Below are 24,493 nucleotides of genomic sequence, written 5' to 3' on the forward strand. Positions count from 1 at the left end.
AGATGCCTTTAGTTGTCTAATCGGCAAATTATATATTTATCTAAAAGATAATGTTAATAGATAGCATCATATGTTCCTACTAACACTTTATGAAAACTCAGTGTATATTTCATGATTAAATAACAGTGAACATTAGTCTATGTGATCAGAACATCTGTGTGGATCTTCCAAAAATGGCTTAAGGCACTAGAATAGATTTCTATATACAGCCAATAGATTAAAACTCCACTTTATCTAACTTACTATTCTTTCATTTTGATGACCTTCTTCATATTTCCATTTTCACTTTATTATCTGATATTTTTACGGCCAGAAAAACTTTTGAAGCTCTCTTGTTAGTCCTCCATTTCCAAATCGTATAAATTGATCATGTTCATGCCTCATTCCTTTTTCAATCGTGTAATCTAGAAAAGCCAAAAGGTTGATACGACGGTAATGTATATTTATTATTCCATTGTCAAAAAACCAGTTGTCAATCGTATTAAAAACACCTCTATTTATCCCATACTGGCTATTACACCATTTATAAAATTGCAAATCAGGAAGATTTAGATGTTCACTTTGCTTAAATGAATGAACTTCACTTGTCTTTAAACGCAACATAGTGGATCTTAATTCATATGACATGTAGAATGCCCTCCTTTGTTGTTCCAATTTAAGTTCGTACAAAGTTTGACGAATGTATCGCCCGAAATAACTGGTGCAAAATAATTATTGATCCGTTGTGGTTGCAGCTACTTCCTCTTCCGGATAACGGCAGCCAATTGCATCCCCAATGACAATCGGTAGGTAACCATTGCCACTTGCTAACAAAACATTCCCTTCTACGCATAATTTAAATAAATTCCTGTAAACACAATGACTTCAACATTTTTACGAGTGAATTTTAAAGGAAGTGGTGTGCCAAAAAAGCAGATCGTAATACCCGTTCATTGAATTTTAGATCCCCTGCTCTTACGAGTTCCTGTAACTCACAACGAGTTCATTGTCTATTTCCTTTTTTTCTTTTGAGAAGGTAAGGTTTTCAATACAAGTCTCGTATTGTACTTTATCAAAAATTGTTTGTGACATTAGATTCTCCTCCATTTTTGTTTTTTTATAAAAAAAGGCATCATGCTATTCATTTGAATAACATAATGCCTTTAGTTGACTAATCAGCATAACTATCTAAATTACATAAACATATGTTCAGTAGTCATAATCTCTTTGCCACCATCAGATATGAACCTAGTAAAAATCAAAAATAAAACCTCTTCTTATAATAAGAAGAGGTTAAATATCCGAACACATTTATCTCTTCTTATCTTTTCAAGCATTCAGCTTGATGGAATTGGCACAGTACTAGAAAGCCTGTTGCCGAGGTGTCATAGGGCCATTCCCTCAACCTCTCTGGATAAGAAATTATAATTATATTAAATTGAATATACAACACATGCATTTGGAAGTCAATACCATTTTAACATAAAAAGAAATGTAGATTTTAATTTAAAGAATCAATTCTCCTTCCATATCTATGCAAATAGCCTACTTTGTATGTAATAATCATTATGGATGCACTTTAGCCATCTCATAAAGGACCTGACCCAAACACTAAAATAAAAAGCATTACTGCACTGAGTGCCGGGCACTAAAAGATCTTTCTTTGAAATTGACAAAGAAGTAGCCCCATTATAGAGGGCTACTTCACGAATTTCGACTATTTTAATTTATAATCATATTTCTCTACTATCCATTTAGGTATTTCCATTCGTGCTGTCATTAATGGATCGACAACCTGACAAATTCGTAAATCACCGACAAGTGATAGAAGCATCCCAGCCTCGTCTATTTCAATTCCTAGTTCGTTCACTAAAAATCGATGCATATTTATAGTTGCTGTTTTTGCAGCTTCATCTAATGTTTCTTCAGATGCAATCGTCATAATACTTTCTTCACTATCAAGCATTGGTAGTGGTAGTTCTTCCCCTTTTAAAACATCTACTTTTACCGTTACTTCGCCTGGGATTTCAAGCCCACATATTACGATTTCTCCATCAGCCATCACCGCATGTAAATCGCCCATTGATAAGAGGCCACCCGCTACATTTATTGGTAGGTATAATGTCGAGCCCTTCACGATTTTTTTGCAATCCATGTTTCCACCATGTACTCCAGGTGTACCCGTCGGAATATCCTCGTCTTTGGGTGCTGTTCCTATAACACCAATCATTGGTTTAATCGGAATTTGTATTTTCTCATTAAAGATTGCTTTATCATCTTTTATCGAGATAATCTTTGTCGTTTCGCCAGTTACTATATCCCCTAGAACTCCAAGATTGGGGGCTGTTGTCATAACACCTTTATTGTCAATTTTTATATCAATAATTTTTACCTTTAAAGTATCACCGGGCTCGGCCCCATTAATATACAAAGGTCCTGTGGCCGGATTTATTTTATCCCATCCTACTGAACTAAATGGTTGATCTTCATTTTGAATTTGATTACTAAAGCAATCTAACGTCTGAAAAACGACAGTACTACCGGACTCTACTATTTTAACAGGTTTGTTTGTTGGAGACATGGTTAAAACTGATAGTTCCCTGCTGATATATTCCATCGTTCACCTCTTCTTTACCTTTATACAAAAGCCTTTACTTCTATTTACAGGATGGGAAGTCGATAACCCGTTCTCAACTATTTACGAATTTAGTATCGACTTCCTTCTTACCTCTATAAAATGGTCACCCCGCTGTCAGTGTATAGTTCACCTTACCATCAGGACTGATATCAATTAGTGCACCCCTTAACATTCCTTGGTCATAGTCAGTGCCAGCGTTGATACAGACTGTTCTTCCTATGTTGGTGACACCACGACTTTCGTGAACATTTCCATGTAAGGAGAGTAATGGCTGGTAGTTTTCGATCGCTTTCCGCACAGCCTTGCTTCCAACAGGTCCAGTTGCAAGTGAATCACCATCTAGAATAGGTTTTAAATCTGAATCATACTGAGTTCCTTGATCCAAGTCAGTGTCATATGGTGGGATATGAATATTAAATATACATTTACTCATATCCTTAACCTGTGAGGCTAATTGATTAATTTTCGTATCTAGTTCCTCCTCACTGAACTCACGTGGATACTTGAAGACGCTCGGCTTACCACCGCCGACTGATAGAATTTCATAGCCTTTTATCTCAATTATTTTCCCATCTCCATTTTGGACATGCCTTCCTGAGTTAAGAATTTCATCAAGGTAAAAATCATCAACACTCCCTGGTATCATGACACATGGCACATCAATAGCACTGAACCGTTCGTCAGCAAGTGTAATCCACTCTTTTAACACTTCGACTTGTTTTTCTTGAATAATTCGCTCAGCATCTTTTTCATTTAGTTGATTTAATTTTTCTTCTGTAATAATTAGTGGGTAAAAACCAGCATCGCGCAGGTTTCTTTCTAAATCTGGTAGTTCACTAGACTTTTTCACCTTTACTGTTGAACCATAATATTTACAAGTATAGACTCCCCGTTTTTCAACAACGGGAACAACCATCTTTCCTGTAAAGTCACCGCCATATATCATTAATTCTGCATGATAAAATGTAGCAGCATTCGTAAATTTCCTAAATGCTGTCTCTGCACCATGCAAGTCGCCTGCGTAGAATAGTTTCAAAGCCCTCACCCCATATCACTTTATTAGCATTTTTAAATAGGAATCAATCAGAAGGTATCTCTTGGAATTGTATATCGATATCAATCCCTTTTTTGGCATGTGAACGCTTCATGATGAAATAGATGATAATTGGAATTAACATTAATAACAACGAAACAATAATCATCGTAAATGGTAAGTCACCCCTAAAGAATGGGATTAATAGGTAATAACAAATCGAAACACTAATCGCAGTTGTTAACCAACCAAGAATCGTAATGAGATGAACACCAAAGATTTTTGTTTTTACAACAGGTGGTGAGGAGTTAAATAAAACTTTCTTTCTCGTTGTAAAGACAATTCCAGCGATTCCTAAGAAAATCCATGCTAAGAACCATGTAAATATGGTGTAGGCAATATTTGCAGTCCAAGATGGAACAAAAATATCAAGCATTAAAAACACCCAAGCACCCGCAATTACTGTTCGTAACGCGTAAGTAGGAGAATTCGTTTTTGGATTAAGCTCCATGAATTTTTTTGGAATTAAACGGTCAAATGACCATGCAACAAAGTTTCGAGAAGGACCAAAACCTAAACCTGCTGCTGAGCCAAATGTTGCGACGGCAAAGGCTACTGCAATTAAGAAAATGAAGATCGGACTCTTTGTCATGATTCCAATCATAATTGTAATAAACGGATCGTATCCTTCAAACGGATAGGCCTCATGACCAGCGTTGTATAGGTAATATAAGCTGTTCGACCAAATGTCTCCAAAGTTCACATAGCTCATACCGTAGAAAATAGCCCAGATGACCATTAAGATAGCTAATGAACCAAATAATGCCAATAATTGAGACTTTTGGACATTTCGAACTTCCCCGGCAAGATTTGCACCAAAGGTTGAACCAAGGGTATTAAGAATGACATACGTAGAACCAGCCATTACGGTTGCTCCGAATAAGAACTCTGTTGTATAACCATCTTGTTTGGCAAGCGTTATAACATCCGAGTAATTTAACCCAGTAAGTTGTGTAAAATTAGCAGCAAATGTTCCTTGCCCAGTAATCAAGTTGGCAACCACAAATACAACTGCCCCTACTAAAGTAGCACTTAATGTAATATAAGCTAAGCGAACCATCCACTTTGTTCCCTTATAGTAGATAAAATAGATAAATAACAATAAGGCTGTACCAATAATTGCATGCATGTACTTACTGTCAAAAAACTCTGCCAAACCTAACCATGTGGCATTATTTCCATTAATGAGGGCCATCGAATAGAAAAATTCGACAATGGACCATTTTATAATCCAGTTTAATAGAATTCCTGTCCACGAGATTGAGGTAAAAGTTATCATAAAGCTAGCCATAAGACCTAAGGAAGGATGTAATATTCGGCTAATGTAAATATATTCTCCCCCGGACCTTGGCATCGAGACTGAAAACAACCAATACAAACCTGCAATGATAAACATTTGTGAAACTGCTAAGATAGCCCAAACCATATGTGCTCCTGGATATAAAAATGGAGCCCACATAATATAAACAAGGGCAAACATCAAACCAGGATTTGCGGCTGAATAAATCATTGTATCAATAGGACTTATCTGACGGGCAGTTCCTCCAGTTGACTTCTGTTCAAACAATGCGAGACCAGCTTTTGACATTTCCTCACCCTACTTTCTTTATATCTTAACTCACTAACCAATCCAACCTGTTTATCTATCTGTAACCTCGCCTCCCTAGATATATAGTAAGTTTTCAAATGATGTTGTAAGGGCTTACATTTGTTTAAATTGTCGTATTTTCTAGGTAGTTATTAGCTAAAGGATCCGTTTCAATTGTAAATCGATCTCCGAGTTCTCTCGTCAAGTCATTATCGCGACTTCCTACCCAAGCAATTAATTGCAATCTACGCATCATAATAAAGGTTGGTATTTCTTGTTCCTCTTCCACGGACAGAGAACGAACCTTACGATATCCCTTTATCCAAGAAGCTACTAAAGAAGGTACATAGGACTTATGTTCGATAAAGCTTAAGGAGGTAGCCAAATCATATAGATACCACCCAAAACCACAATCATCAAAATCAATTACCTTAATCTCTTCACCTTCAACAAGTAGATTAGCAAGTCGCAAGTCTGAATGAATTAAACCATATCTACTGTGGTCCTTCCCAAATCGGTTTAATCTCTCTTTAATCTTGAGGGACACTTTCTCATATAATTCGAGCCTCTCCAGAGTAATGGCTTTCCCATTTTTCCATCTTCCCCATTTAGGCTCTGGCCCTAAAATCGTGTCGTAATCCCATGTTAATCTAGTTATATCTCGTAAGTTTTGATGATGGTTTTGACTATGTTCATGCAATTGTGCCGTAATTTTACCAAGGATTTCAAATTGGCTAATCAGCTTGCTTTCGTTATCTTCCTCTGGAGCACTGCCTTCTAGGAAAGTGAAAAGGGTACAGTTGAAAACCTCATTTTCGTGTTTGACGGTTTGAACATACTCCTGATTATCGCCGGGAATTGGAAGAGATACTGTAATATCTGTGTGTTGTCCAATAGACTCTAATAATTTGAGTTCACTTTCAACCTCAGATTTTGTATGATATCCGGGTCGTCCCACCCGTAGAATATACTTTTCTTTGTTTTCTGCTGGATTATGAACTAAGTAAGTCGCATTTTCCGAGTAATTTAATAAATCAACTTTACTTCCAGCAAGAAACGAGAAATGCTGTATCGCCTTGTTTGCAATTTGATTAAATTTTTCTATGGGATCCTTTAAGGGCTCCGCTGAAGACTGGCTCATGTATGATTCTCCTTTCATTCTAGACTGTCATTCCCTTTAACTAGATTACTAGAAGCTTATTAGATGTCTTCTGCAATTAACAGTTCCACTTCCTTCTTAGCAAGAAGGGTCTTCCACTCTTTTGGACATTCTTTGTCTGTAATAATCATCGATATCTCTGATAAGGTACACATTTGAGCAAAAGTCGTTTGCCCGAATTTGGTATGATCACCCAGAATGATTACCTCGTCCGAACGCTCTATCATTTTTCGAGAAACACTCGAGCCACTGATATCATAGTCACTTATTCCGTTTGTTAGGGATATTCCCCCAGCAGAAATGAATGCCTTGTTTGCCTTCAGCATTTCTAGCATCCGTTCGGATAACGGTCCACTCGTATATTTTTGGCTTCGTCTAAATTCCCCACCAGTAAAAATCACACGTCCTTTAAAATATTCAATGGCAAGTAGCATGACTGGAATAGAATGTGTAATTAACGTGACATTCGTTTTATGGGCTAAATGAGGCACAATTTCTAAAGGAGTCGTACCATTCCCAATCATAATAACGTCACCATCTTCAACTAGATTAGCTGCCGCCTTACAAATGGATTGTTTTTCTTTTTTATGAATGGTCGTTTTCTCATCGAAAGGCAACTCCCTAATTTGCGTCTTCGTTTTGATTGCTCCACCATACATTTTCTTCAGAATTCCTTCCTTTTCTAGCCGATCTAAATCACGGCGAATTGTTTCATCAGAAACCTGAAGCTGACTGGCTAACTCTCGAACGTATACCTTTTCTTCCTTATTTAATTCTGCTAAAATTGTGGATTTTCGTTCTTCGAAAGATACTGACATTTATAAATCACCTACTATAACATGACATAAGGTATAAAGTATAATGTTTAATGGAGTCTTTTAGTTTTCTGGTAATATTTGACCACCATCTACGATAATTGTTTGACCTGTGATAAAACCTGCTTCCTTGGTTGCTAAAAATAATGCTGCATAGCCAATATCTTCAACTTTACCAAGCTTTTTCATTGGAATTGATGCCGCCATTTCTTTTAAATACTCATCCCCCATACCTTCTAGTCCTTCAGTTAAAATATTTCCTGGCAAGACTGCATTAACGGTAATGTTCTCACTTGCTAATTCCAGTGCTGCTGTTCTCATGAATCCCAGTTGAGCAGCCTTACTTGCCGCATAATGAGACCATCCTGGATATCCAGTAACAGGACCTGTAATTGATGAAGTGATAACAATCCGACCATATTCGGCTTGCTTCAGGTATGGAATGCATGCCTGTACGGCGTGAAAAGTCCCTTTTACGTTTGTATTCATTACAAGATCCCAATCTTCATTGGTCATATCCTCAAGATTTGCAGAAGGAAAAATCCCGGCATTCGAACATAATACATCAATACTTCCAAACTTTTCATAGACGTTTTTCATTACCTCGCCCATTGATTCACGATTTGTTACATCACCACCAACTGCAAATACATTCCCATTATCACCAGCTAATTCAGTGGCGCAAGCTTCTGCTGCTTCAAGATTACGGGCTACAACTACAACATTTGCTCCCTGCTTTGCAAAAGTAGCTGCGATTCCCTTTCCAATCCCCTTACTACCACCAGTAACAATTACCGTTTTTCCCTTTATTGATTGATACACTTTACCATCTACCCCCTCTTAAACTAGTAAAGAACTGATAACCACACCATCATGAAGGAAAAATGTCTGTACTCTATGGTTGTTGTGTAATGTTGTGGATTTTAAACTTAGTTATTTGTATGCCCCCAAAATACCTAATATTCTCAAAATTGTTACAAGTCATATTGAAAGGCTGCGTTTACATTTTGTTTAGAATTGTTGTGTTTTGTGGGTCATTTTTATAAAGTAGGAATTGTAGGAGTGCAAATAGGATCAGGATAATATCTCCTTTCCTATAAACTTATGAAATTATGTTTATAGTCCTTTTTACATCACTTGCAGATTTATCCAGGAGTTTCGTCTCCTCATCTGTTAGAGGAAGCTCAATGATTCTTTCAATTCCCCTTCCACCTAATACTGTTGGAACACCAAGATATATATCATGGTATCCATATTCCCCTTCTAGGTAAGCTATAGCTGGTAATACACGTTTTTTGTCTTTGACAATGGCTTCTGCCATTTCAACTAGAGAAGTAGCTGGGGCATAATATGCACTCCCATTTCCGAGAAGGCTTACAATTTCTCCTCCTCCGTTTCTAGTTCTTTGGATAATCGCTTCAATTTGTTCTTCCGTCATAATTTGATTCAATGGAATTCCGCTTACATTGGAATAACGAATCAGCGGTACCATACTGTCTCCATGACCCCCAAGTACAAATCCTGTTACATCTTCCACTGATATTTGTAAAGCCTCTGCTACGAATGTATTGAATCGAGCGGTATCAAGAACACCCGATTGGCCAATCACACGATTCTTAGGGAAACCCGTTGTCTTAAAACATGTATATGTCATAGCATCTACCGGATTACTCAGGACAAGGACATAACTGTCTGGTGCGAATTCTTTAATCTTCATTGAAACGGTGACCATAATGTCTTTGTTTGTTAACACAAGATCATCACGAGACATGCCAGGCCTTCGTGCAATACCTGCAGTAATTATAACCATGTCAGCGTCCTTAATTTGAGAGTAATCGGACGTCCCTTTAATCGAAACATTAAATTTCTGAACAGGTCCAGATTCAAGCATATCTAGTGCTTTTCCTTGTGTTGGTTTCTCCATCTCTGGTATATCCACTAATACAATATCACCTAGTTCTTTCTGGGCTAACATAAGTGCACATGTTGCTCCTGTGAATCCAGCTCCAATGACAGCAAACTTTCTCCGTTTAAAAGTTTTCATCTTTATTCACCTCAATTCTTTAAAAGACTACTCTATCGTTTCATTTTCATCATAATCCTTTTTATACCATTTATTAACCTTATTCATTTCATCTTTCTGTCCATTAGAACCTTCAACTTTCATCTATAGTTCCTTTTTCTCCATATCTATGTCATCAGTATTACTGACTGGGTTACTCTTTTTAATAAGCTCCATTGTTTCAACATCTGGGTGGGGAATGACTAAATAGGACACTACTGCACCAAATCGATTTGCCGTTTCTCTTCCGACCTCTATTGCAGCTTGAACAGCACTAACATCGCCTTCTACTAAAATAGTAACAAGAGCTGCATCCACCTTCTCCTGACGGACTAGCGTTACATCGGCCGCCTTCACCATTGCATCCGCTGCTTCAATCGAGGCAATCAGTCCCCTCGTTTCGATCATCCCTAGTGCTTTCCTCATTTTTATACCCACCCTTATGATTCTATTTTTTACCATTCATTACGTAATTTATTTTTCCTATCGTTTTAGCTTTGAATTTGTGAAACAACTTTCTGAACAAGTAACTGTAACTCTTTCCTATCAATAGTGTTATTATCAAACGTAAGATTTCCTAAAACACTTTCAACAACCTCTTGCACCTTATGATCAAATGTGGCAATTGATCGAGATGACTCATTGGATTCTTGTGGAATTGTAACCTCTTTCGTGGAAAAAGCTAATCTCTTCACATTCATAAGATGCCTTACGGAAATATTATCACCCGTTATATTACCCCCATATGATCCACAGCCTAAGGTAAAGGAAGGCTTTAGACCAGTAGTTGCCCCAACTGCTCCCATTGTAGATAATGTATTCACAATGATACGAGACACAGGCATTTCATTTGCAAATTCTTCGGCAATTTGATTTTCGTTCGTATGGATAGAAAGACTATGCCCTCTTCCACCAAGGTCCAACAAACCTTTGCAAATTTCCTTTGCGTTCTCCTTATTAGCTGCTGTAAAAAGGGCAAGAACAGGTGACAGTTTTTCGATTGAAAATGGCGCTGACTTTTCAAGACGACTCTCTTCCGCCATGATTACACGGGTATCTACAGGTACTTTAATTCCGGCCATATGTGCAATTTCTACCGGAGACTTTCCTACAATTTCCGGATTAAGCTGTCCAATAACTGGTGAAATAATCTTTTCCATCTTTTCTTTTTCTTCGCCTTCAACAAAATAGACCTTATTCTTTTTCAGTTCTCTAATTGCCAATTCCTTCACATGTTGATCAACTACAAGTGCTTGCTCCGTTGCACAAATTGTCCCATTATCAAACGTTTTACTATCGACAATATTTTTTATAGCCTTTGCCACATTCGCCGTCTTCTCTATATATACAGGTACGTTACCTGGACCAACACCGTATGCTGGCTTTCCCGAACTATAAGCTGCCCGAACAAGACCGATACCACCTGTTGCTAAAATGACATTGGTTAGCTTGTGTTTCATTAGTTGTGTAGTTGCTTCTAATGTTGGGTTCGTAATCCAACCAATTAACCCCTCCGGTGCGCCAGCCTCAATAGCTGCCTCGTTACACACCTTTAATGCTTCAATCGTGCAATTGGTTGCCCGTGGATGGGGACTTACAACAATCCCATTTCCACTTTTTAAGGATATCAACGTTTTAAAAATGGCAGTTGAAGTAGGGTTTGTCGTTGGAATGATCGCTGCTACAACTCCAAAAGGATAAGCAATTTCCGTTATTTTTGCATGATGGTCACGATGAATAACCCCAATCGTCTTTTCATCCTTTATAGATTCATAGACATTACGAGAACTGACTTCATTTTTCATTTTTTTATGCAAGACAACACCCATTTTAGTCTCTTCCACGGCCATCTCTGCAAGTCTTTCTGATGAACGAAAAGCAGCATCAGCCACGTTTTTTACAATACGATCTATTTGCTGTTGTGAGAAATTCTCGTACACCTTTTGAGCGCGATGCGCCTTATTCAATGCATTTCTCATTTCCTGGATTGACAGAACGTCCTTGTCCAATCGCATTTTCTATCCTCCCCTCTACTAATGCTTGGTTTTGGATCCTTCACCACAAGAAGAATGAGCATCAGTATTTTTGTATTGAAATATCCATCTTCCGCCTTTGGGTGAGAGTTCAGAGATCTAGCTATTTATTATCGTTCGATAATCAACTGCTTAATGGTTAGATTATCCGCAGAATGGATGACGGAATACGCAACGAGAGCACCTGTGCGTTCAGCTACCTGTTTTCCAGCCTCAATTGCTAGTTTTACCGCGCTGACATCTCCAGTAATATACGTTGTAACTAGGGCTGGGTCCGTTTTATTTAGTTGAAATACTGCTACGTCTGCGGTTTTAAGCATCATATCCGTTGCTTCTATTGTCGTTGCAATTCCTAACGTCTCTATCATCCCAACAGCTATTCCCACTGATTTCACCCTTTCTGATCTTCTGGGTCAATAATTCCAATAATGATTGCATCAATTGGTACAGGCCGTTCGAGAAAGGTTGATGCTGATGTTCCTCTTGTTATGATGACTTTATCTCCTGCTCCAGCACCAATCCGATCAACTGCTACGAGAATTGAATCAGATATGGTATCTTTAGCGCCTAAAGCATCTATTTTCACCTTTAGCAATTTTACCCCTGTTAAACCTTCCTCTTTTCTAGTGGCCCATATGCTACCTATCACCGTTCCAATGACCATTCTTCAAGCCTCCTAGGCTGTTAACTATTTTTCAATCAGCCACATATACCTAAAAAGAAATAGTAATACCACGTTCTTTTGCTTTATCTATTGCAAGTGGGGTGATAATCATCCCGGGTTCAACAATAAGCTGACTACTATTGAAATTCTCAATATCTACTTCAGTAATTAATGTTTTAGTTGGTTCCACTTTCTTTTTACTACTAGACTGCATAACTGGTTGGAGCTCCTCCAGAACTTTAAACGACACTCCAAACTTTTCAATCATTTCCTTATATGCATTCATTTTTTTTATATATACAGCATATTGGTGTAACGTTGTACTAGCCTGTAATAACTTCTCCAAGGAAGGTTCAAGTACAAATATAATCGGTATTTCATGATAAATTAATTGTGAAAAAAGCATACTTTCTGGAGTATCGGTTAACCCAAGCGCAGCCCTAACTAGGGTATCTTGGTTAACATGGATAAAAGCAGCTTGTTGTATATTCGTATAAGACTGCTGTTCTGAAGGGTTTGCTTTTATGACATTCCAATAGCGTTGTAAATAATGCAGATCATCTTCTAAATTTTTTGTCTCATTATACATAACAAGAAGACTTGGCTTATATTTAAAATGTCCAGTCTCAACTTGGATAATAATTTCTTCTACGATTCTTTCAATCATCTTAGAATCTATCATCGTGCGTCACCTGAATGAACTAGTTCCCCAAATTCACCTGTACGAATATTTGCAGCATTCGCCTCGTCCGTATCAATATGCATCTCTAGAACGTAATTAGGTGATATACGCACCTTTACCTTTTCAAAAGAAATAGGTCTATATTCATTTCTTATTTTTATACGTACAAAATCCCCATCCTGAACTCGGAACCTGTTTGCATCATTTGGAGACATATGAATATGAGCTTGGGCGATAATAAGACCCTTTTCCATAAAGATACTTCCTTTTGGGCCAATTATCGTAAAAGGAGACGAGTGTTCAATATTACCGGACTCTCTAATAGGTGGTTTTAAGCCTAGCTTGATAGAGTCCGTTATACTTACTTCGACCTGTGTATGTTTTCTAAATGGACCTAGTATCCTCAGGTTTTGAATGCTTCCCTTCGGCCCTGCGATTGTCACAGTTTCATTTGCTGCAAATTGACCAGGCTGTGAAAGGTTCCCTTTTTTTGTAAGGGAACCTGTTTTTCCGAAAAGCGTTGCAAAATCTTCTTTTGTTAAATGACAGTGTCGGCCTGAAACACCGATTGGGACAAGTGTATCGTCTTTTTGATACTTATTTTTTGAATGAGTTAGTTCTTTTACGATACTATCTACTAAATGATCAATCTCGCATTTTTTCATTTAGTACCACCTCGAAAAAAATTATTTGCTCTCTCCTGTTACCGGTAAGATCCCAATTAATTCATTATGAGGGCGAGGAATGACATGTACAGAGAGAAGCTCTCCGACTCGTTGTGCTGCTGCACTACCCGCTTCAGTAGCAGCTTTTACAGCACCTACATCACCTGTAACAAGAACAGTAACTATCCCGCCTCCAACATGAACCTTACCGACAATATTTACATTCGCCGCTTTTACCATGGCATCTGCTGCCTCAATTGATCCTACAAGTCCTTTTGTTTCAATCATTCCAAGAGCGCCGTTTAATCCTGACATATCTATTCCTCCATTTTTTATATTTTTTTATTCATTATTTACTAACAATAGTTGGTAAATTTCACCTTAGATGTATTGTTATTCGACCCTTTACTGCTAATTGAGCCTCCAAAATTAGAAGTTAAATTGGCAATATGGGCCCATTCATCTATTTCCTTCTCTGTTAGAGCTACATCATATTGTCTTTCACCATTTTTTTCCTTACCCCCACTGCCTTTAGCAAAATGTATCATGTTCCACTCCGTTATTTCATTGTCAGTAAGCGGTATTGAATATTCCAATTGTTTTTCCATCATGCCCATTTTCTTAAGTACAAGTTTTGTTATCTCCTCAATTAATGCTTTATCCATCTCTTCACCTCTTATTACTTGGCGGGAAAACCAACGTATTGGTATTCCTTATACCATTTCGACTTTTACTTACGTAATTTATTTAAATCTAAAAGGGCTTTATTTTACTCCACATATCATCCTCCTTAATCGAGAAAAATTAATTGACAAACGCTAGTTGTCTAGAAGCCTCTTTTATGCTCTTTTCACAGCGTTCTAACAATTCATCACAATATTTTTTATCTAATAACAAACCTGGCTTGAACTGCAGCACTTTTGTATCAAGCATCGAATAAATTGCCCAAACACCGTTGTTGTAGAGATGTCGCATAACATCCTTAGCTGCATCTTTTTCGCGAAACTCAAGACCCATAATAACCCCAAGCTGACGGATTCCAACGAAATAATCTGGATATCTATTTTTTATTTGTTCTAATCCTGTCCTCAAATAACGCGATACATATTCTACATTTTTTATAACCTCCGGACGTTGGGAGATCTCTAATACTTTATCCGCAACAATACATCCCAGTTCTGCCCCACCAAAAGTAGAAATATGTGCAAGACCATCTTCATTCATCCAACCACCCGCACGTTCGCTTACAATAGTTGCTGCAATAGGATAGATCCCTCCACTTAGTCCTTTTGCGGTGACAAGAATATCAGGCTCTACCCCATAATGTTCAATTGCCCATAGCTTACCACTTCTCATCAAACCAGTTTGGACCTCGTCAGCTACATAAAGCGAACCATATTTTTCACAAAGCTTTTTCACACTTTTTAAATAGCCTTCCTCCGGCATCGGAAAACCATATGTCGCTGGTACCGTTTCAATTACGACACAAGCAACATCTTCTTCATAAAGTGCTTTTTCCATTTCATCAAGATCATTGAATGGAACTTGTTTAAATAATCCTGGCTCTCCCTGACTTAGAAAAGGGCCGGAATATCGGATGTGTCCTAATGAGACCGCCAACCCACTATGCCCATGGTATCCATTTTGGATGGAGACCACTTTTTTCCGTTTTGTTGCATACCGAGCACATTTAATTGCAGCATCTATTGCTTCACTGCCTCCAGATGCAAAAATTGAATAGCGAACACTATTTGGAGTGGAACGAGAAAGCGATTCTGCTAATTTTGCACGTCCGATTGATGGAAAATGGTGGTTTCCAATATCGAAGTCTTCCATTGATTCTGTCAAGGTCTGTATAATTTCTGGATTTCGATGTCCCAGATTAAAAGTTCCTCCATTTAAATGAAGGTTCATTAGTTCTTTACCGTGCATATCAAACACATAATAGCCCTCACGTTTGCCCATCACAAAGTCAATACCATCTTCCTGCCATTGGCGGGTTTTACCTGGATTCCATGACTGTATTGATCGATCTAAAACTTGTTTTTTTGTCATATTTACTTTTACCATTTGATTTAACTCCTTTGTTCTATTTAATAGTTTTTGTTATCTACCAACCATGTATTTTATGTCAAGCGAATCTAGTATTTTGCCTCACCATTCAGTTTATAGCGATTTGACGGTTTGGATGTTTAATTGAATGCCTCTCTGATTGCGCTATCATGAACGTTTAGATAAAAACTGTTCATTCGATCTTCAAAATCTACTACAACACAGAATTTAATGTAGTCTAGTACTCTCTTACAAATTTGGTACCACTTAAAGAAATCAAAATTCCTTTTTTTCAAAAGGCTGTTTTCGCAAACTTTGTTGTTTTTATATCGTTGACTTCCACTTCAGGTGGACGCTTTCCGCGGGCGTGGCTTGATCCTCCTCAACGAAATGTGAAGGCGGCTTGCACAGAAACGAGAAAATTGGCCACTCCGACAAAGAGGCGTAATTTGCCTCTGAAGGAGGAGTTGAAATTTCTCGAGTTTCTAGCCGCTACAACTGGACAAGTCGCTGCCGCTCCTGCGGGGTCTCAAGTCTCACGCTTTTCCCGCTGGACATTGAATTTGCTTCTTTGAAATAACCCACGCACGAAGAAAATGTGAATACATTTTCGAGGAGTCGCCACCTTCCGCTCCAACTAACTTGGTTTGCAATTTATTAACAAAAAGCAACAATCTTTTAGAAAAGAACCTTTTAAAAAAAGATTGGTATCAAAATCACCTACCCCCTAAGAAAGAGAATGAAGTGGCCCCGGCACATAAAAATAACCATCAATTTGAGGTTTCATTTGAACTTTTGTTGTTTTATTTTGATTTTATGATTTACTAACAGAAGATATTCGGAGATTGTCCAACATTTTAAGAATTTACACAGTTGAGCTGTAGGTGTAGAGGTGCGTTTGTTAGCTTCTTACGGTGACGATTTTGCACTTTACATGAAAAACGGCACAACGAGGGGTAAAATGAGCTACCCGTTGTGCCTTGAAATACTTTCTTCTGAATATGAAATAGATTGAATTGGCATGTATAGGAGTGTCCTTTCCTTTAAATTCATTATTGGTGGATGACTATATAATCCTTTATCGCTGTTTTTTAAAGTTTGTTGTATTTCTTCATATTAAAAGGGAACTTCCAATTATTAAAGTTCCCTTTGTTCTTAGTCCTCCTAATATGTGAGCGATTTTACAAATCTACTTTCATGTCACGCAATGCACCTTGTTTAACGTATTTTATTAGTTTAGCAGCCTCATCTCGAACACGTTTTCTTCCTAATTCGGATAAAAACCAGTTATCCTTTCTGGTGAAAGTATCATCAGCTGGACATAACGTATAGGTGATCCAATTAGGCATATATGTTTGTAATGTCAGATGTAATCGTTTCATATGGTAAGATGTCGTTACTACCAAAATTCGTTTGATCCTGTATAGATGAAATTCTCTGTTTAATACGAATAGAGAGGCTACTACATTTTCTAGTGTGTGCAATGACTGATCCTCAAGTAGTATATCTTTTTCGGAAACCCCTAACGCGATGGCTTCTCTTTTCATCGAATCTGCTTCTGAGAAATCACTTTCGTTCCACTTCACACCACCAGAAAACAATAGTTTATTGGCTCTACCTTGTTTATATAATTCTACTGCTTTTGGTACGCGATATTTAACGGCTTTACTGCTACCTGCGACCAATATACAATCTCCGTTCGCGAAATCATCTTCTATATCCGAAAATAAAAGCTTGGTCACTTGTGCGTCTGAGAGTTTTTCAACCTCTAACTCAGACAGATACATTTACATGTTTCCCCCCTTTACATAGTTACCCTATCTAAAATATACCACATTTTGGAAGCTTAACAGTATGTACAAATGCATCAATAAAAGTAAAACCATTAAATAGACCAGTAAACATCCTAAAAAATTAGCGAAAAAAGTTGATAATCTCTTGCATAGAAAGACAGTTTAAAAAAATGAGTATTACCGAATGTAATTTGTTATTTTTTCGAAGGAAAAAGGATAATAACAATATAATTAACAAACTTGTTAGCACACAAAACAAGAACGAATTAGCAACAAACAAAAACGCTCAGATTATTTCTGAGCGTTTTTTGATAATGTTTATTGTGCAGACATTTACTGCAAGTGTAATATTTACGCGTTGAGTCTTTATAAAAATGAAAGTGGAATGAAAAATCACGTAATTAAAAAATAATTTTTACATGCCAATCGTGTTGTGATAGTATGAATCGTTTGGTTTACTAATGAATTAATAAATTCATCGTGTTAATAAATAAAGCAGCTGTAATTACGATTATCACTACGAATTTCCAATTCCACTGCATTAATTGAAAAGGTCGCACTCCTATTAAATTACCCGCTACTAACGATAAGACTGATAACGGGGATAATTGGGAAGCTAGTGAATAACCGACTGTAATTGTAATAGCAAATAGTGTTCGGTCTAAGCCTAATAGATCCGGAGAAATGCTTGATGCAATAATCACCATTAAAATCAGTGGGTGAATCCCAAGTAATGATGGAACTAGTATCAATAAAATGATCAAAAATATCGTAATTAAGGGTGAAATACCAGTTGAAGATGAAAGAAACTCAGATAAGTAATCAGGCACCCTCGTTAGTTGCATCATTTTTGAAAGAATAATAGCAGAAATGATTAAAAACATGTGATTGTATATATTTGGCAAGGTATTATTTTTGTAGTTTACTATTTCTTTCTTGAGTTGTGTGAATTTCCTTACAAATAATAACCATAATATTGGTACTGTAAACGCTATTAGGGTAACAATAATGATAAAGCTTGTATGGAGTATTCGTTCTAATAAAATAACACCAATAAATATACTTGTGAACCCAATAAGTAACTGTATCCCTAAGCGATGATTCATAGGTTTTTGTGTTTTTCTGGAAATTTCATCCCTTTCGATGGTTAAGGCTGTTTCGTCTTGAGCGGCGACTAATTCATGCCTGCTTCTTAACGAAAGTCTGATAATAATAATCATTAAAAAAAGAAAGGCCAGAATTATTCCATAAAAAATAAATGGTAATAACGATAAACCCAAGAGACTTAATACAATCGCTACTCCATTAATATATGGTGAGAATAGTAGAGGAATAGCAGAACCCTGAATAATCATTTCACTTGCAAGCCTCTTATTTTCTTGCAACTTCATCTTAAATAAATCTTTTACGATATATAAAGCTCCTATTGTCATGAAATACCCTAAGATAGCCGATAATCCGGCGATCATTGTATAAGTGAATGTTTGATTTTTTAAATAACGATCGGCTAATCCTTCGAAATACTCAATATACCCTCCACCCCGTATTGGTATAGATAATAGCGGTGCGGAAACAAATAGACATATATAAGTTAAACTTTCTGTTATTGCATTACTCCAAAAACTATAGTCTCTACCACTGTTGAAAAATATTAAGTGACTTATAAGCAATAGTAACACTACCATTATTTTCGGCATCATAGACATCATTGGTAACGAGATGATTATGGCGATGAAAGCAGCGATAATGATGAGAAAATTTGGCACAGCTGCTACAAAGGAATTGACAATAAAAGAAATGGCTAAAAATAAGAATAGATATGCCCTGCATGTAGACAAATGTTCCTTACTCAATTTCTCCCTCTATTCTATCTACTAGTGATGGTTACTATTAGGTACTTAATCTTTTAAAATTGTCTTCGTTATTGTTACATCTAATTCTTCATACTCGAAGTATTGAATTGTTTGATATAATTCTTTCCGTGTTTGCATATGATTCAATGCATTTTTTTGGCTACCTGTTTCCTTAATTAATTGATATACTTCTTCAATGGCTTTTGATGCAACGCGTAAGGAAGTGACAGGGTAAATAACCATTTTGTATCCCCATTCTTCAAATTGCTGTGCTGTTAGGTATGGCGTCTTACCAAACTCCGTCATGTTGGCAAGTAAAGGAACATCCGTTTCCTCTGCAAACCTTTTGAATTCTTCTTCTGTTTCTAAAGCTTCGGGAAAGATAACATCTGCACCTGCATTGATATAAGCTTTCGCTCTCTCTATAGCTGAGTCTATCCCTTCAATAGCTTTGGCATCTGTTCGTACAATAATAACCATTCGACTATCAGCATTCCTAGCAGCAATAATTTTCTGAACCATCTCTTCCTTTGTCACCAGTTTCTTCCCATTCAGATGTCCACATTTTTTTGGTAAGTCTTGATCTTCCATTTGAACAGCAGCTGCTCCTGCCTCGGCCATTTCCAAGATTGTCCTGGTAACGTTTAATACACTTCCGTAACCGGTATCAATATCAACAACAATCGGTAAACCAGTGGCTCTGCTAATTTCTCTTGTTCTTGTAGAAAGTTCAGATAAAGTGGTAATTCCTAGATCAGGAAATCCCAGGCGCGCCGCAAATGCAGCCCCCGATAGGTAGATAACTTTAAAGCCTGCTTGTTTAGCCAATAGTCCTGCCATGGCATCATGAGCTCCTGGAATTTGTATAATCCCATTCTTACTCTTAAGTAGGGAGCGTAATTCCGTTATGGGATCCGACTCACTTTTTCTTGTTAACCAACTCACTATACACCCCTGCTTTCCTAAACATGTTTAGGTATGAATAGCTCACCCTTCATTATTTTTCTGGCTGTCCGATCCATTCCTACAAATGCTATGTCTTTTCTGTCCTCTGTCAAGGAGACGCGAACGTTTACTATACCTTCCGGGTGGCCAATTCTAACCAATCGCTCATCTATTTCATGCATCTTACCATTACATTTGTTTGGAACCGTTCCTTTCAATAATAGAGCAGCAGCTAAATTGTACAATCCGCTTGCAGCAAAGGTTCTATGAAATCTTCCCATTGAAACCATCTTGGCACATATATCAACTTCTTCTTTCTTTATTTCTCTTCCATCCCTTGTAACATAATCCTGTGGTTCCATAACAATTGCAATCTTTGGAATAGATGGTAGATTTCTTCCCTCTTCTAGTGTCTCAACTAAATTTGAGGCTACCGCAGCTTTACAACGTATTTCCTCTAATACATATTGCAGTTCAGAATTTCTATCTAAATCACGATAAAGATCATTAGCTGTTAAACCAAGCGAATCTGCTGATACATAGACAAATGGATTAATAACATCGACAAAGGAAGTCTCGTAGATTGATTGATTTACCTCTAACATGATGGTTGCCTCTGAAGGGAGAGTTTTACCTGTTTTGCAACCTCCTGGATTGAGAATATCAACAATAACCTTCGCACCAGGAGTCACAACACCAGGCATTAAATAGTCACCTGAAACCTTCGCTTTTCCATTTAACACAGGAACCTGCAACCTAAACAATTTCTTAATATTCGTGTTATAAACAGAAACTGTTACTACACTACTATCCGTATCTGTTATTACTAATCCCTCATCAATAGCAAAAGCACCCACTGCGGCTACTAAATTTCCGCACGTTCCATGATCATCTACTATTTCTTCACCTATTCCAATTTGGTAAAAAGTATAATCAACGTCTGCCTCTTCGTAAGTTGATGGTGCCACAACAACCACTTTACTAGTATGTGAAGTGCCACTTCCTAACCCATTAATTTGCGAAGGGTTGTAAGCATCAATTCCGTGAATAAAAATTTTCCTTTGTAGGTCTAGATCCTGAGGTAAATCTTTTTTCTGAAAAAAAAGACCTCGACTTGTCCCGCCACGGTACACAGAACAAGCGAGAGAAAATTGACTCATTTTTATACCAACTCCTAGGAAAGATTATTTTTGAGGGCTATAAAGATATTCCATTAATGAATAATCATCTGGTTTTCTGTTTTCCATAATATAATCCCTCATTAAAATAGTTGTTGGATCTTCGGCATGTATGATGTCTCCCATTTTCCGAGCCATCCCTTGTACTTTCGTTGCCCGCGGAATTCGCTCTTCTTGATACGCCTGAAGAGCCTTTTCGTAGTTGTCTCCAAACATTTGAAACTTCTCCACTATTGAATCTGCATCCTCAAAACTTTGACATGCCCCCTGTGCTAGATATTGAACCATGGCATGTGCCGCATCACCAAGTAACGTAATCCTGCCTTGTGTCCAATTATAGATAGGGTTACGGTCAAACATCGGCCAACGTCGCTGCCTGTGCATAAAGGTCACAGCTCTCCTAACGGTTTCACAACTTGTACTAAATCGTTCATCTAGTTCTTCTGGCGTTCCCCACTTATCGTTATTTTCATTTCCCTTCTGATATTTGGAGGTTTTAAATACAGCCACTTGATTAAAAATTTCCTTTCTTCGAAGTGCGTATTGAACCAGGTGTATATTTGGGCCGATCCAAGTTAATTTTTCATCTTCTTTAATGTTGACGTCTCTTGCTATTTCTTCTATTGGTACTGTTCCCCTGTACGCAACATAGTCAGAAAAGACTGGTTCATCTTCAGATCCAGCAATGATTTCTCTTGTTTTAGATTTAACACCATCAGCCCCGATTACAACTTCACTCTCATAACTAAGTCCATTTGTACATGTAACAAATACACGATCACCATCGTTTTCAATGGACTCCACTTTATGATTTGTTAACATTGTTACAAGTCCAGTATCTTTACATGCTTCAACTAATGCACTTAATAAGTCTGCACGATGCATTAACGCATATTGATAGCCAAATTTTTTAACAAATTTATCTCCGTATTCAATAGCAGATAGTTCCCTACCTGTAATGGCACACATTGCAACATTTCGCCTTGGAAAAACTGAGAAATCATATACATACTCAAGAACGCCCAATTTATCTAGAACTCTTAATGCATTAGGAGCTAACTGTATCCCAGCACCAACTTCTTTAAATTCGGGTGCTTGTTCTAATACATGTACCTCTTTCCCTAATCGAGCAAGGCCAAGGGCTGTAGAAAGGCCCCCAATTCCCCCTCCAATAATTAAGATTGTTGTTTTATTCGTATTTGACAATATTCTTCCCCCTTTATATAAAAGTAGTTTTCTATTAATTATGGAAGGATTGGTTGAAAGACTTCCTTAATTTCCTGATGACCATCATTTACTTGATAAACTTCATGACGTTCAAAATCAAAGGCTTCCATTATCGGCAAATCGTTGGTTGAGAATAGCAAAGCTTCTTCATCATTAGATGTGTTTACGTGTTCATGCCATGTCCAGGCAGGCAAAGCAAAGAAGTCCCCAGCTTTCCAATCAAACCTTACACCATTCATTACTGTATAGCCCTCACCTTTATAGACATGATAAACACAACTATGGACATGTCGATGTGCAATTCCGCGGAAGTTTACCGGAAGCTTTTGCATTCTCGCACCAATTCGATTGTTCGCATCCTTACCATTTGTTGGGTTGAAGTATTCAACAGCAAACCCCTCAATCGGATCAGGTTCAAATTGACTCATTCCATTTAATGATTTTTCAGTCAACTCCCATTTGTATCTTCCTAGGGGAGCGATTGATGGTTTACGATCTGTTAAAGGTCTTACCATTCCACCCTGGTATACTGATGTTGAATAATCATCAGGATGGGTTAAAGGTTGCTGTGGTTCTGGGTACGGCTCAAAGAAAGAGGTGCTCATCCCCATAACAAATGGGACATCTAGACAGTCCATCCAGGTTACTGGTTGTTCTCCTTCATTAATATGATCATGCCAAATCCATCCAGGAGTAATTAAATAATCTCCAGGTTCAAATTTATATTTTTGTCCATTTACTAGACCTGATGCACCGTAACCATCCATAATGAAACGTAATGCCGATGATGTGTGACGGTGACTTGGTGCTATTTCTCCAGGAGCAATTGCTTGAACAGCAACATAGAGGTTTTGTGTGGCACCACCCCACCCATAGGGCTGCAGTTGCTTCATCCCAGGATTAATCAAATATACCGCTCGCCGTTCCACCGATCCAAAGCCTACCTGAAGCATTTCTTTTGATTTTTCTAACTTGCTATCAAGCAATTCCTTTTTCCATAAATAAGGAACTGGTCTTGGCTCCGGTTCTTTTGTACTAAATGCAGACGCCCATAATGGTCCTAAGTTAACTTCATCTAACTCCTTGTGAAAGTCTACTAATTCCTTGGGCCAATCTCTTAATTTGTGATCTGCCATTTTCTTTCCTCCATTCTATTTTTTCCTTTTTACACTCCAGCTTTATATTGAACATTTACCGAAAATTCCCCAATTCGATCTATGTGAATTCGTACCGTATCTCCTTCTGTAATGGGTCCCACACCTTCAGGAGTTCCGGTTGTCACGATATCTCCTGGATATAATGTCATGACACTTGTGACAGCCTCGAAAAATTTATAACAGTCATATATGAGATTTTCTGTATTGGTTGATTGGCGAAGTTCATCACCAACCCATAAATTCATGTCAAGTTGATTTGGATTTTCTACCTCATCTCCAGTTACTATCCATGGACCTATTGGTGTAAATGTATCGAAGGACTTCCGCCATGGTCGGTCTTCTTTCCCACGTACCGTAATATCCATTAATGCTAAATAGCCAAAAATATAGTTATGTGCTTCATGTGAAGGAACATCCTTTGCTTTTTTTCCTACTACAAAGGCAATCTCTGCTTCATGATCTGTCCTTCTATCCCTAAAAGGCAATTCTACTGTTTCACCCGGTCCAATAATGGATGAAGGCGATTTCAAGAAAAATCCTAATTTATCAACAGTTGACGGTGAGGTTTGAAATTGTTCATTCATTTCTTTCCGATGCAATAAATAGTTTATTGGTGCTGCTACGATTTTGCTTGGTTTTGGGATGGGCGCACGAAGCTTGACTTTTGATAATGAATAGGTACTTCCATAAGGAATGTGCTCTTCTATTTCCTTTTTTAAGGCATCAAAGTTTTTCATAAAATGTTCAAGCGATTCTTGAGGACAATTTTTATCCCAAGAAATAATATCACCAATGTCTATGACTACATCATCCTGCACAATCCCAATTTGGTTGTTATTGAATAAAGCAATTTTCATTAACAATCTCCTTTTCTATAAAATTAATAAATTCTTTTAACTAATTAAATTTT

Annotated in this window: 24 protein-coding genes and 1 riboswitch; all 24 genes read right to left on the minus strand. The window is 37.5% G+C overall.

The features are described from left to right. Positions 1–303 precede the first annotated feature (303 nt). Positions 304–627 (minus strand): hypothetical protein, encoded by a 324-nt coding sequence (locus AC6CHV_RS02590; RefSeq protein ID WP_246006370.1) that lies wholly within the window; start codon positions 625–627, stop codon positions 304–306. Positions 628–1,297: 670 nt separating this feature from the next. Further along, a riboswitch (SAM riboswitch) is annotated at positions 1,298–1,400 on the minus strand. A gap of 296 nt (positions 1,401–1,696) precedes the next feature. Beyond that, positions 1,697–2,596, minus strand: coding sequence for an acetamidase/formamidase family protein (locus tag AC6CHV_RS02595; protein ID WP_498078037.1), 900 nt, complete (start codon positions 2,594–2,596; stop codon positions 1,697–1,699). 124 nt (positions 2,597–2,720) lie between these two features. Then, positions 2,721–3,653 carry a metallophosphoesterase family protein gene (locus AC6CHV_RS02600; RefSeq protein ID WP_498078038.1) on the minus strand — a complete coding sequence of 311 codons (933 nt, stop codon included), beginning with the start codon at positions 3,651–3,653 and terminating at the stop codon, positions 2,721–2,723. Positions 3,654–3,696: 43 nt separating this feature from the next. After that, complete coding sequence (locus AC6CHV_RS02605; RefSeq protein ID WP_498078039.1) at positions 3,697–5,298, minus strand: amino acid permease; 1,602 nt, start codon at positions 5,296–5,298, stop codon at positions 3,697–3,699. A gap of 124 nt (positions 5,299–5,422) precedes the next feature. Next, complete coding sequence (locus tag AC6CHV_RS02610) at positions 5,423–6,439, minus strand: phosphotransferase (RefSeq protein ID WP_498078040.1); 1,017 nt, start codon at positions 6,437–6,439, stop codon at positions 5,423–5,425. A gap of 59 nt (positions 6,440–6,498) precedes the next feature. Beyond that, the gene (locus tag AC6CHV_RS02615) at positions 6,499–7,275 is read right to left on the minus strand and encodes a DeoR family transcriptional regulator (RefSeq protein ID WP_498078041.1); all 777 of its coding nucleotides are present in this window, start codon (positions 7,273–7,275) and stop codon (positions 6,499–6,501) included. A gap of 60 nt (positions 7,276–7,335) precedes the next feature. Continuing rightward, complete coding sequence (gene fabG / locus AC6CHV_RS02620; protein ID WP_440274039.1) at positions 7,336–8,094, minus strand: 3-oxoacyl-ACP reductase FabG; 759 nt, start codon at positions 8,092–8,094, stop codon at positions 7,336–7,338. Positions 8,095–8,374: 280 nt separating this feature from the next. Next, positions 8,375–9,316 (minus strand): malate dehydrogenase, encoded by a 942-nt coding sequence (mdh, locus tag AC6CHV_RS02625; RefSeq protein ID WP_498078042.1) that lies wholly within the window; start codon positions 9,314–9,316, stop codon positions 8,375–8,377. A 123-nt stretch (positions 9,317–9,439) separates the two neighbouring features. Further along, on the minus strand, positions 9,440–9,760 hold the full coding sequence (locus AC6CHV_RS02630) for a BMC domain-containing protein (protein ID WP_440274037.1): 321 nt from the start codon (positions 9,758–9,760) through the stop codon (positions 9,440–9,442). A gap of 65 nt (positions 9,761–9,825) precedes the next feature. Further along, on the minus strand, positions 9,826–11,349 hold the full coding sequence (locus tag AC6CHV_RS02635; RefSeq protein ID WP_498078043.1) for an aldehyde dehydrogenase family protein: 1,524 nt from the start codon (positions 11,347–11,349) through the stop codon (positions 9,826–9,828). Between the two features lie 128 nt (positions 11,350–11,477). Beyond that, positions 11,478–11,753 (minus strand): BMC domain-containing protein, encoded by a 276-nt coding sequence (locus tag AC6CHV_RS02640; protein WP_498078044.1) that lies wholly within the window; start codon positions 11,751–11,753, stop codon positions 11,478–11,480. Between the two features lie 5 nt (positions 11,754–11,758). Next, positions 11,759–12,031, minus strand: a complete 273-nt coding sequence (locus AC6CHV_RS02645) for a EutN/CcmL family microcompartment protein (RefSeq protein ID WP_440274035.1) — start codon at positions 12,029–12,031, stop codon at positions 11,759–11,761. 49 nt (positions 12,032–12,080) lie between these two features. Then, positions 12,081–12,713, minus strand: a complete 633-nt coding sequence (locus tag AC6CHV_RS02650; protein ID WP_498078045.1) for a hypothetical protein — start codon at positions 12,711–12,713, stop codon at positions 12,081–12,083. Further along, the gene (pduL, locus tag AC6CHV_RS02655; RefSeq protein WP_498078046.1) at positions 12,710–13,378 is read right to left on the minus strand and encodes a phosphate propanoyltransferase; all 669 of its coding nucleotides are present in this window, start codon (positions 13,376–13,378) and stop codon (positions 12,710–12,712) included. The genes AC6CHV_RS02650 and pduL overlap by 4 nt, the downstream gene beginning before the upstream one ends. Positions 13,379–13,399: 21 nt before the next feature. After that, positions 13,400–13,693 carry a BMC domain-containing protein gene (locus AC6CHV_RS02660; protein ID WP_121445947.1) on the minus strand — a complete coding sequence of 98 codons (294 nt, stop codon included), beginning with the start codon at positions 13,691–13,693 and terminating at the stop codon, positions 13,400–13,402. A gap of 41 nt (positions 13,694–13,734) precedes the next feature. After that, positions 13,735–14,043, minus strand: coding sequence for a hypothetical protein (locus tag AC6CHV_RS02665; RefSeq protein ID WP_498078047.1), 309 nt, complete (start codon positions 14,041–14,043; stop codon positions 13,735–13,737). Between the two features lie 139 nt (positions 14,044–14,182). Beyond that, a complete protein-coding gene (locus AC6CHV_RS02670) occupies positions 14,183–15,448 on the minus strand; it encodes an aminotransferase class III-fold pyridoxal phosphate-dependent enzyme (protein WP_165918126.1) in 1,266 nt (421 codons plus the stop codon). 1,163 nt (positions 15,449–16,611) lie between these two features. Further along, positions 16,612–17,217: an ElyC/SanA/YdcF family protein gene (locus AC6CHV_RS02675; RefSeq protein ID WP_498078048.1), complete on the minus strand. Its 606-nt coding sequence runs from the start codon at positions 17,215–17,217 to the stop codon at positions 16,612–16,614. Between the two features lie 464 nt (positions 17,218–17,681). Continuing rightward, positions 17,682–19,076, minus strand: a complete 1,395-nt coding sequence (locus AC6CHV_RS02680; protein WP_498078049.1) for a TRAP transporter large permease subunit — start codon at positions 19,074–19,076, stop codon at positions 17,682–17,684. Between the two features lie 45 nt (positions 19,077–19,121). Further along, positions 19,122–20,021, minus strand: a complete 900-nt coding sequence (gene prpB / locus AC6CHV_RS02685) for a methylisocitrate lyase (protein WP_498078050.1) — start codon at positions 20,019–20,021, stop codon at positions 19,122–19,124. Positions 20,022–20,038: 17 nt separating this feature from the next. Continuing rightward, entirely contained in the window at positions 20,039–21,181 is a 1,143-nt protein-coding gene (locus AC6CHV_RS02690) for a PrpF domain-containing protein (RefSeq protein WP_498078051.1), read from the minus strand. Positions 21,182–21,205: 24 nt separating this feature from the next. After that, the gene (locus tag AC6CHV_RS02695) at positions 21,206–22,405 is read right to left on the minus strand and encodes an FAD-dependent monooxygenase (RefSeq protein WP_498078052.1); all 1,200 of its coding nucleotides are present in this window, start codon (positions 22,403–22,405) and stop codon (positions 21,206–21,208) included. A gap of 38 nt (positions 22,406–22,443) precedes the next feature. Next, a complete protein-coding gene (locus AC6CHV_RS02700; RefSeq protein WP_498078053.1) occupies positions 22,444–23,562 on the minus strand; it encodes a cupin domain-containing protein in 1,119 nt (372 codons plus the stop codon). 29 nt (positions 23,563–23,591) lie between these two features. Beyond that, positions 23,592–24,440, minus strand: a complete 849-nt coding sequence (locus AC6CHV_RS02705; RefSeq protein ID WP_498078054.1) for a fumarylacetoacetate hydrolase family protein — start codon at positions 24,438–24,440, stop codon at positions 23,592–23,594. Positions 24,441–24,493: the final 53 nt, after the last annotated feature.

The sequence above is a fragment of the Ferdinandcohnia sp. GQ5 genome, from assembly GCF_059759275.1.

Excerpts from the sequence above, each read along its gene's own strand:
- AC6CHV_RS02590 (WP_246006370.1), bottom strand. The coding sequence starts at position 627 with ATGTCATATGAATTAAGATCCACTATGTTGCGTTTAAAGACAAGTGAA.
- AC6CHV_RS02595 (WP_498078037.1), bottom strand. The coding sequence starts at position 2,596 with ATGGAATATATCAGCAGGGAACTATCAGTTTTAACCATGTCTCCAACA.
- AC6CHV_RS02605 (WP_498078039.1), bottom strand. The coding sequence starts at position 5,298 with ATGTCAAAAGCTGGTCTCGCATTGTTTGAACAGAAGTCAACTGGAGGA.
- AC6CHV_RS02610 (WP_498078040.1), bottom strand. The coding sequence starts at position 6,439 with ATGAGCCAGTCTTCAGCGGAGCCCTTAAAGGATCCCATAGAAAAATTT.
- AC6CHV_RS02615 (WP_498078041.1), bottom strand. The coding sequence starts at position 7,275 with ATGTCAGTATCTTTCGAAGAACGAAAATCCACAATTTTAGCAGAATTA.
- mdh (WP_498078042.1), bottom strand. The coding sequence starts at position 9,316 with ATGAAAACTTTTAAACGGAGAAAGTTTGCTGTCATTGGAGCTGGATTC.
- AC6CHV_RS02630 (WP_440274037.1), bottom strand. The coding sequence starts at position 9,760 with ATGAGGAAAGCACTAGGGATGATCGAAACGAGGGGACTGATTGCCTCG.
- AC6CHV_RS02635 (WP_498078043.1), bottom strand. The coding sequence starts at position 11,349 with ATGCGATTGGACAAGGACGTTCTGTCAATCCAGGAAATGAGAAATGCA.
- AC6CHV_RS02645 (WP_440274035.1), bottom strand. The coding sequence starts at position 12,031 with ATGGTCATTGGAACGGTGATAGGTAGCATATGGGCCACTAGAAAAGAG.
- AC6CHV_RS02650 (WP_498078045.1), bottom strand. The coding sequence starts at position 12,713 with ATGATAGATTCTAAGATGATTGAAAGAATCGTAGAAGAAATTATTATC.
- pduL (WP_498078046.1), bottom strand. The coding sequence starts at position 13,378 with ATGAAAAAATGCGAGATTGATCATTTAGTAGATAGTATCGTAAAAGAA.
- AC6CHV_RS02660 (WP_121445947.1), bottom strand. The coding sequence starts at position 13,693 with ATGTCAGGATTAAACGGCGCTCTTGGAATGATTGAAACAAAAGGACTT.
- AC6CHV_RS02665 (WP_498078047.1), bottom strand. The coding sequence starts at position 14,043 with ATGGATAAAGCATTAATTGAGGAGATAACAAAACTTGTACTTAAGAAA.
- AC6CHV_RS02670 (WP_165918126.1), bottom strand. The coding sequence starts at position 15,448 with ATGGTAAAAGTAAATATGACAAAAAAACAAGTTTTAGATCGATCAATA.
- AC6CHV_RS02675 (WP_498078048.1), bottom strand. The coding sequence starts at position 17,217 with ATGTATCTGTCTGAGTTAGAGGTTGAAAAACTCTCAGACGCACAAGTG.
- AC6CHV_RS02690 (WP_498078051.1), bottom strand. The coding sequence starts at position 21,181 with ATGAGTCAATTTTCTCTCGCTTGTTCTGTGTACCGTGGCGGGACAAGT.
- AC6CHV_RS02700 (WP_498078053.1), bottom strand. The coding sequence starts at position 23,562 with ATGGCAGATCACAAATTAAGAGATTGGCCCAAGGAATTAGTAGACTTT.
- AC6CHV_RS02705 (WP_498078054.1), bottom strand. The coding sequence starts at position 24,440 with ATGAAAATTGCTTTATTCAATAACAACCAAATTGGGATTGTGCAGGAT.